A 9,837-nucleotide genomic window follows, 5' to 3' on the forward strand; every position below is an offset into this window, starting at 1 on the left:
CCCATTGTGCTTGGATAGTTCCTGATGAAGCTGCATAATAATCTTCACCATTGATCTTAAACCAACCTTTTTGCATTAATCCACTACTTGCAAAATAATACTTCGCACCATTAATTGTTTGATAACCAGTAACCATTTTTCCATCAACATCTACATAATACCAATTACTTAATGATTTGACCCATTGTGCTTGGATAGTTCCTGATGAAGCTGCATAATAATCTTCACCATTGATTTTAAACCATCCTGTTTTCATTAATCCACTTTCATCAAAATAATAAGTACTATTTCCTACTTTATAATATCCAGTAACCATATAATCATCATTTGCTATATAGTACCATCTATTTCCTAATGGTAACCATCCTGTTACCTTTTCACCATCTACAAATGTTTTTCCATAGATTTTTAATGTTCCTTGACTATAATATTTCCATTGATTTCCTACTTGCATCCATCCTGTGTACATAATACCATCTTCATTGAAATAATATTGTCTTCCATTAATAACTTGATCTCCTGTAAGAATCAATCCTTCATCATTTACATAATACCAATTACTTAATGATTTGACCCATTGTGCTCTTAATTCACCATCAGAAGAAATATAATACCAAGTATCATCTACTTTAAACCATCCAGTTTTCATAGAACCATCTTCCATAAAAAGATATTTTCTATTTCCAACTTTATAAATACCAGTAACCATATAACCATCTTCAGCTATATAATACCATTTATCATTTATTGGTAACCAACCTGTTACCTTTTCACCTTCTACAAATGTTCTTCCATAGACTGACATTTTCTTAGGACTATAATATTTCCATTTATCATTTTCCTTATGCCATCCTCTGACCATTACACCTTCACTAGTAAAATAGTATTCTTTATTGTTTATAGTTTGTGCACCAGTAACCATATCACCATTACTTGTTAAATAATACCATTCACCATTTAAACTGATCCAACCAGTGGCCATAATTCCATTAGTATTAAAATAATACCATTTTCCATTAATCTTTTCCCAACCGATTTGTAGAATATTTTTACTACTTCCATAATACCAATGACCATAATAATATTTCCATCCTACATAATCATATTTAGAAACACCTTGATCATACCAAACACTCATATCTACATAACCACTAATACCATCAACAAATGTTCCATTGCTATATTGCCATCCTTTAGGACCTCTATACCAATTATTACTAAATCCTAATGATGATGTATAAGCAGCTACCCAATCTACATGTTGATAAATAGTTGGACTATTTAATTTTGTTTGTAAAAGTGAACGATAGCTATAAACCTTCGTATTATAATTACTATTTGCTAATTTATTAACAAATGCATCAACAACTAATTCATTCGTTGTTGTTGATAATTCAGGTCTTTCCATATCTAAATAAACAGGATATGAAAGTTCTGAAGGTGAAATTTTATATATTGATAAATAATTTAAAATCATTGTTGCTTCATTATCAGCATCTGTTACATTATTTGAATAATCATAAATATAGATTCCAAAAGGAATATTATATTTTCTACAACCATTTAAATTATTTTCAAATTGTTCATCAATATGATAATATCCACCCTTATGAGAAACAATTCTAATAATAACACCATCTACATCTGTTTTACTTACTTTACTCCAATCAATATGACCATTGTATTGTGAAACATCAATAACCTTTTTAACATTTTCACCAATAACATGACCATCATTATCACAAAAACATTTTTTATTTCCTTGATAAAACCAACCATTTTGAATCATAGTTCGTAAACTATAAGAATTTTCTTCCTTTGCATCTTCTATTTTATTTTCATCTTGATCAATATGACTACTTTGTCCCATAATTGCATCATCATAACTTCCATCTAATGCATTTACAGAACTATTTTGAAAATAACTCAATGCAAAAGCCATTCCAAAAGCCAAAAACAAATAACCAAAAAACTTTTTCAAAATCTTTCCTCCCCCTAAAAATATTATTACTGCATAACACCACTGCTATTAAAATAATATGTCTTATTTCCAACTTTATAATAACCTGTTACCATCGAACCATCACTTTTTAAATAATACCACTTATTCTCTAATTGAAGCCATCCAGTAACCATATAACCTTCATAATAAGTTTTCCCATATATTTCCATAACACCTGTACTTAAATAGTACCACTTACCATTAATTCTTTGCCAACCTGTTAACATTTGATATTGGCTATTAAAATAAAACCATGTATTCCCTAGTTTCTTCCAGCCACTTTGTCCATAGCCTGAATCATCAAAATAGTACCATTTATTGCTGACTTTTTGCCAACCTGTTTGCATTTTACCACTATCATTAAAATAAAACAAATTGTTTCCTACTTTTTGTAATCCTGTAAGTCTTTTACCTGTATTATCAAAGTAATACCAATCACTACCTAAAGTTAACCAACCAGTAACCATATAGCCTTCATAATAAGTTTTTCCATAGATGTTCATAACACCTGTACTAAAGAAATAAGTATTTCCAGAGATTTCTTGAAATCCTGTTGCCATTTGATAATTATCTAAAAAGTAATACGTATTTCCTGCAATCATTTGCCAACTTTTTTGTCCATAACCACCATTATCAAAATAATACCATTTGTTATTGATTCCTTGCCAACCTGTTTGCATCTTTCCACTTGCATTAAAATAATAGAAATTATTTCCTACAGTTTGTAATCCTGTTACCATTGATCCATCACTATTTAAATAATACCAATCATTACCTAGTGGTAACCATCCTGTAATCATATACCCTTCATAATACGTTTTTCCATAGATTTTCATAACACCAGTACTTAAATAATACCATTTACCATTTATTTCTTGCCAACCCGTTTGCATTTGATAGCTACTATTAAAATAAAACCAATTATTTCCTATTAATTTCCAATCTTTTTGACCATAACCCAATTCATCAAAGTAGTACCATTTATTATTAACTTCTTGCCAACCCGTTTGCATTTGTCCACTTGTATTAAAATAATAGAGATTATTTTCTATAGTTTGTAAACCAGTTGCTTTTGACCCATTTGAAAAATAATAATACCAATAATTATTCTCTTTTTTCCATCCTTGTGGATGAGAAATATTATTTAATAAAGTAACATATTGATTACTTACATATCCTGTATTATTAAAGCTATAAGTTCCATCACTACTAGCAACTTCACTTTGTATCTTATAAAAATCATTAATTGTAGAGGCATCTTTTATAATAAATGAATAAGCTGGATTTTTTATCGTTGTATATAAAACACTAGAATTTGTATTTGAACTACTTCTTACATTAAGGGCAGTATGTGTTGTTAAATAAATATCTTTGATTCCTAAAGTATAATAATCATTATCTTTAGAAGAGATACTAGCATCCATATTTTTAGCAATGCTTGCACATTTTTCTCCTTCATAGGGATCTGAAGAATATTTTCCAAATATTCCACTTCCCTTGTCTCCAAAATAACCTCCTCTAAATAAAGAAGTATATGTAGGATTTAAATATCTTTTAGACATCCAACTCGATGTAAAATTCATAATACAATCATCTACTGTACTAAAGGTATCTGCATTTCCACCTGGATTATTATCTGTAGCATTTAATCCAAATAAGTTATTTTTATTTAATGCAATATTGCTTTTTCCCCATCCAGATTCTAAGGCAGCAAAACTTGCTGCCATTAAAGCATTGACCCCATATTTATTTTGATACTTAATAAAAATATCACCTGTATCATATAATTTAGAAGTACTTCCTGCTTTATTATTTAAATAATTTGATATTTGTGAACCAGTATAAGTTGTTTGACTTCTCATTGGTAAGTATTGAAAATAACTATAATAAGGATTATTAGGATTAACAGCATTATTTCTAACATTATTTTTATAATCTGTAATCATTGTATTATAGTTATCATAAAAATAATGTCCATCATAGCTATAATACTCTTTATTCTTTGTTAAATAACTAGGCCCTGTCCCTATATAATTCTTATTTCCTTGATTTCCTGTCGCATTAACATTATTAGAAATATAATGATACAAATCACCTGATGAATTAACTTCATAGTTACTTGCATAATAAGTCCCTTGGCTAAGAACTTCAACATATTGAGGATCTACTAAACCAACAACTCCTGAAATCATAAACTTCACTTTTCCATTTTCATAGCCTAAAAAAGCTGCATCCGCTGCACTTGATTTAGATAAATATCCCTCTTGTCCTGTATAATAATCTGTAAAATTTGTAGTTGTCCCTGCTTTAGAACAATTAAAATTAACCATATTCGCTGTAGAAACTGTTCGTGCATAAGGGTTATACTCTTCATTCGTTGTTCCATCATAAACATCTACAGTATTAATATTTCCATCTTTATCTACAAACTTTGTTTGTCCAATAACGTCATTTGTTTCTTCATATGCTTTTATATTAGAGATATTAAAAATCATTCCCAATAATATAACAAGAAACAGACTTATATACTTTTTTTTCATTTCCAACCTCCTACAATATTTTAAATCTATAGAATATTTTAACTTACTAATCCTATTTGCTTTTAATAATGTGATAACATCACATAAAATAATATACTTACAAATATCAACTAAAATAATCATCTTCATAAATACTATTTTTTATTATAATGATATACATTTTCAATTCAACAAAAAGGATATAGAATTTTCTATTCTATATCCCTGTTATTTTCTTTCTTTTCTTGTAAATATTTATTTGCATCTTTAAAGAAACTAATGACAATCAACAGTATAATAAATCCTATTGGAAAAGCAGCGATAATAGCCACTGACTGTAAACTATACATTGAATTTTCAGCAAAAATCAACGCTATTGGAAATAAGATAAAGATAATTGCCCAGAAAACTCTAATCTTTTTATCTGGTTCTTCATCTACATCTAATTTTTTATAGGAATAAGATGAAACAACCATAGTTAAAGCATCAAATGTTGTTGAATAAAAAGCAATCATAGTAATAACTAATAATAATAAACCTAGACTTGCTAGTGGTAGAGTATCAAATATCTTTAAAATAACTGTAGAATAATCTCCACTTTTAGCAATCATTCCCGAAATATCAATTCCATGTTTCATTTGTTGTGCCAAACCATAATTTCCAAGAATAATGAATGAAGTAAAAGTTCCTGCTAGACCCCATCCATATCCTCCTAGAATCGTATTTTTAATTGTTCTTCCCTTACTGATTTTTCCAATAAAGAAAGGAGTTGCAACACACCATACCATCCAATAGGCCCAATAATAAATCGTCCAATTTTGTGGAAATGATGTTTCTCTTAATGGATCCATCCAAGTAGATAATCCGATAAAATTTTGTACCATATTACCAATAGCTGAAAAACCAGTTTCTAAGATATATGTGGTTTCTCCCCCACCTATTAAAAAATAAATAAGTAAAGCAAAGAATAAATAGGAACAATATGTTGCTAGTTTAGAAATACCTTTCATTCCTGTAATTACAGTAAATGTATAAACTGCCGCAATCAATAATAAAACAGCAATAGTAAGTCCTACACCATTAGGCAACCCAAATACTCTACTTAAAGCTGCTGATAATAATGGTGTTGCTAGTGAAAAGGTTGTTGCAGTTCCTGCGATAAGTGCAAATATAGCAATTAAATCAATAATTTTACCAACTACACCATCAACCTTATCTCCTAATAATGGTCTACATCCTTCAGAAAACTTTTGTTTATTTCTTCCTCTTACATGTAACATAAAACCAAAAGCAACAGCTAAAATAATATAAAAACTCCAAGCAATTGGTCCCCAATGAAATAACGGAAATGTTGAAGCCCATTTTTGTATTCCACCTAATTGATCAATATACTTTTCATTAGCATATAATGCCCATTCACATAATGAATAAAATAAAATATCTGCTGCCATTGTAGAAGTAAAAATCATTACTCCCCAATTAAATGATGAATAAATTGGTTTATCCGTATCTTTCCCTAACTTGATTTTTCCATATTTAGAAAAAGCAATATATAAAGAACAAGCAAAAATACCAACACCCAACATAGCATAATAAATACCACAATCATTTCCTAAAAATCCTCTGATCATTTGAATAATATATGAAGATTTAGCTGGCATGATCATAAATAAAACACATAATAAGACGACCCCTAATAAAGGTATGATCATCGCTGTATAGTCTAATCTTCCTTTTAATGTTTTCTTTTCCATTTTAGTTCTCCCTATAATTTAAATATGATGGATCTATACTGCATAACTCATCTAAACTATCTATTTCCAAAATATCTCCATCATGCATTTCTTTAATAGATAATTGATATTCATCTGGATAACGAAACAACGCTACATCATCCCAATAGATTTCTGTATTTTTCTTTTCTTCAAATTCTATTTCCAAATGTTTTTTCAAACGTTTCCCATCTTCTTCATTCCAACGAGAAACACTATACAATTGCCAACCATCTTTTCCACCTGTTCGTGAACAAGATGTAACAAGACCCTCTTTGATTTTTAACATCCATTCATTATTGATTTCTTTTTTGTAGATACAGTTATATCCAGAAAAGTCAAAATTCTTTTCAAGAATTTGACTGTTATTAATAATTTGATCCCCATCTAAAATAATGACATTTTTAAGATGTTCTCGAGCTACATAGAGTGATGAAATATTATTACATGTATCAAAATAGGGATTATCAATTAAATGTACATCATTATATTTTTCTTTTAAGTAATTAAACTGTTCCTTAAGGTATCCTACGACAACATAGATTTCTTGAATGCCTTGTTCATGAAGTTTTTCTATAACCCCTTCTATCATTGCTTTTCCATTGACTTTAACTAATGGCTTAGGAACTTTATTAGTAATAGGTTTCATACGTGTTCCTTTTCCTGCGGCCATGATAATCGCTCTTTCTACTTGACTCATTATTTCATATTCTCCATTTCTTCTATAACAATATTATAGTAATCTTTCGCAAAGCGATATTGTGCTAATGAATATTTTCCAAATTCAACACCTAATGTATATTTATATTCACACCAGTTGCTCCATAAAAGACCACACATTGATATATAACAATAGATTTTAATTCTTGTTTGCTGATCACATTTATTTTCAAAATAAATGTCTATCAAGTTATCAACTTGCTGTCTGTTATACATGGAATAGATACAAAACATTGCAATATCTAGGTGAATATCTTGCATTGCCGCATATTCCCAATCAATAAGTTTTATTTTTTCTTCTTCATTTTCTTTATAGAATAAGAAATTATCACAATTTGCATCTATATGACATAGTCTCCATTCTTTAGGCATCTTTTCAATAATATTCTTTAAAGAGAAGACTTTTTCTTTTGTTTGATCATAATCTTTATATAAGGATTTAGGCCCTCTTAATTTTTCATAAAAATCAATCTTTTCAAAAACATTAAATTCATGATCAACCTTTAAATCTTGTTGATGAAAATATTTCAATAATTGCATACACTTTCTTAGATCTTCTTGATCATCTTGATTACATACACGTGTATCATTTAAATACTTTGTAATCTTATAACCATTTTGAGGATTCATATAAATAACTTCATCACTGATATTTAAATCTTTTATTACTTGATAAACTTCATATTCTTCTTTTCGATTAATAAGTTGATCTGTTCCTTCCCCAGGAATTCTCATAATATATTTATCTTGATTGATTTCAAATAAAAATGAACGATTAGTCATTCCTTTTTTTAAACTTTTAATATTTTTTATTTGTTCAACATTGATTTTAAAAACATCAGCAATTAAAGATAATGTCTCATTATTTAAGTGTGTTGAATGATCATCTACATTTCTTAATTCTTCATAAGTATTGATTTCATCAACATAATTTGTATCAACGATTTTCCCATAAATAAACATCTTATTTTTTTGATACAAGGCTTCTTCCCAAAATAATGAATCATGCATTCCATCATCTAAATGTTCTAAATGTTCTTTTAAATATGAAGCATCTTGATTATTTATAAATGATAAACCAATCAGTTTTAAACCATCTTTTTTTGTTTTAATAATTTCATTTTTAGTATTACATGTAACATTACTATGTTTACTTATTCTATTTTCAAGCATATACCATGATTGAATTTCATTATCTAAAAACGGATTTTCATAGAAATAAAGATCACCAGGAATAATATAAGTATTATTTATTTTATCTTTTACAATATTTAAACTATGTAAGTTGTTCTTTTCTTGATATTCTCTATTAACAACTAACTTTACATGATATTGATCAATAAGATAATCAAATTCTTCTTTCATAAAACCAACAACTATTGTTATATCATGAATATTGGCTTCTAATAGCTGTCTAATAATACGTTCAATAAGTATTTCTCCATTTATTTCAAGCATGGCTTTAGGAACATTGTTATTAATAGGAATCATTCGAATTCCTTGTCCTGCAGCTAAAATAATAGCAGACTTATCTTTCTTTATTAAATTCATTCCTAAATTTGTGAGTGAATTATCCTCATTAAGATAATTTAATTCTTTAAGTTTTTTTAGTGTTTCATTTACTTTACCTAAAGAACAATTTAATCTTTTAGAAATCATTCTTTGTGAAAGATTATTTTCTTTATAAAGCAGTTTTATAAGTTCAAAGTCTAAATATGTAAAAGTGTTCATTTTTTTCTCCCTATTAATTTATATGAACATTATAGCATATGTTTTCTATAAGTAAAGAAAAAAAGAAGTATTTCTACTTCTTCTATGATAAAAACTTAGGTGTAATATATCCTCTTATAAATTTACCATTTACAGTCATTGTTCTATATTCAACAGCATCATTTTTATTTCCTTCAATAACTTTAAAAGTATTTCCATTCACTTCAGCAACAATACCTACATGATCAGGCCATCCTGTATTATCACCATTTCCATTATCATCCCAATCATACATAATAATATCACCAATTTGAGGAACATAAGCATCATTTTCTTGCCAAATTCCCATTGCTTGAGCTTTTTCAACTGCTTTACCACATGAACATTCAACTGGGATAATGTCAAGTAAATTACATTCTCTCACCATAGCTGAAACAAAAGTCATACACCAAGAATCTGTATATTTTACTTTATAACCTCTAGGTAATGGATCTAGTTTATTATAAGAATCAATAATTTTCTTAAATGATCCATCTTTTTCATTACATCCCAAATATCTTTTAGCTCTTTCTACAAACTCTTTTCTCGTACAATTTGAAATCCATGAATAATCATCTCTAAATGTATATGTTTTACCATCAATAACTACATCATCTTTAACAGCTGCACCATCTTCATTAAAATAATACCATTTCCATCCAATTTGTGCCCAACCAGTAACCATGACACCACTCTTATTTAAATAATACCATTTATTACATGATTTTAACCATCCTGTTTGCATATCACCAGAAGCATTTAAATAGAACCATTGATTATTAATCAATTGCCAACCCGTTTGCATAATTCCTTGATCATTAAAATAATACCATTTGTTAGTGATCTTATTCCATCCTTTAACAAGAACCGCATTAGAATCAAGATAATAGTATTGATTATCTCTATAATACCAACCTAATTGCAAATCTCCATTAGAATTAAAATAGTAATATTGATCATTGATATAATAATCACCTACAACCATTTTTCCATCTTGATCCAAATAATACCATGATCCTTTATGTAGCCATCCTGTTTGAATATAGCCACTATTATTTGCATAGTAATATGTTCC

At 28.2% G+C, this 9,837-nt stretch carries 6 protein-coding genes; all 6 read right to left on the reverse strand.

What is annotated here, in order from left to right; all coding sequences use genetic code 11:
• On the reverse strand, positions 1 to 1,981 hold a 1,981-nt coding region (locus HUU89_RS15285), incomplete at its 3' end, for a GH25 family lysozyme (RefSeq protein WP_317992324.1).
• 26 nt (positions 1,982 to 2,007) lie between these two features.
• Complete coding sequence (locus HUU89_RS05890; RefSeq protein WP_175301238.1) at positions 2,008 to 4,542, reverse strand: glucosaminidase domain-containing protein; 2,535 nt, start codon at positions 4,540 to 4,542, stop codon at positions 2,008 to 2,010.
• Positions 4,543 to 4,733: 191 nt separating this feature from the next.
• Positions 4,734 to 6,275, reverse strand: coding sequence for a BCCT family transporter (locus tag HUU89_RS05895; protein ID WP_175301239.1), 1,542 nt, complete (start codon positions 6,273 to 6,275; stop codon positions 4,734 to 4,736).
• Between the two features lies 1 nt (position 6,276).
• Positions 6,277 to 6,993: an NTP transferase domain-containing protein gene (locus tag HUU89_RS05900; RefSeq protein ID WP_175301240.1), complete on the reverse strand. Its 717-nt coding sequence runs from the start codon at positions 6,991 to 6,993 to the stop codon at positions 6,277 to 6,279.
• Positions 6,993 to 8,744, reverse strand: coding sequence for an NTP transferase domain-containing protein (locus HUU89_RS05905; RefSeq protein WP_175301241.1), 1,752 nt, complete (start codon positions 8,742 to 8,744; stop codon positions 6,993 to 6,995). The genes HUU89_RS05900 and HUU89_RS05905 overlap by 1 nt, the downstream gene beginning before the upstream one ends.
• A gap of 82 nt (positions 8,745 to 8,826) precedes the next feature.
• Positions 8,827 to 9,837 (reverse strand): CHAP domain-containing protein (locus HUU89_RS05910; RefSeq protein WP_175301242.1); only part of this gene is annotated, 1,011 nt, incomplete at its 5' end.

It is taken from the genome of Faecalibacillus sp. H12 (genome assembly GCF_013361255.1).
Lineage (GTDB): Bacteria > Bacillota_I > Bacilli_A > Erysipelotrichales > Coprobacillaceae > Faecalibacillus > Faecalibacillus intestinalis.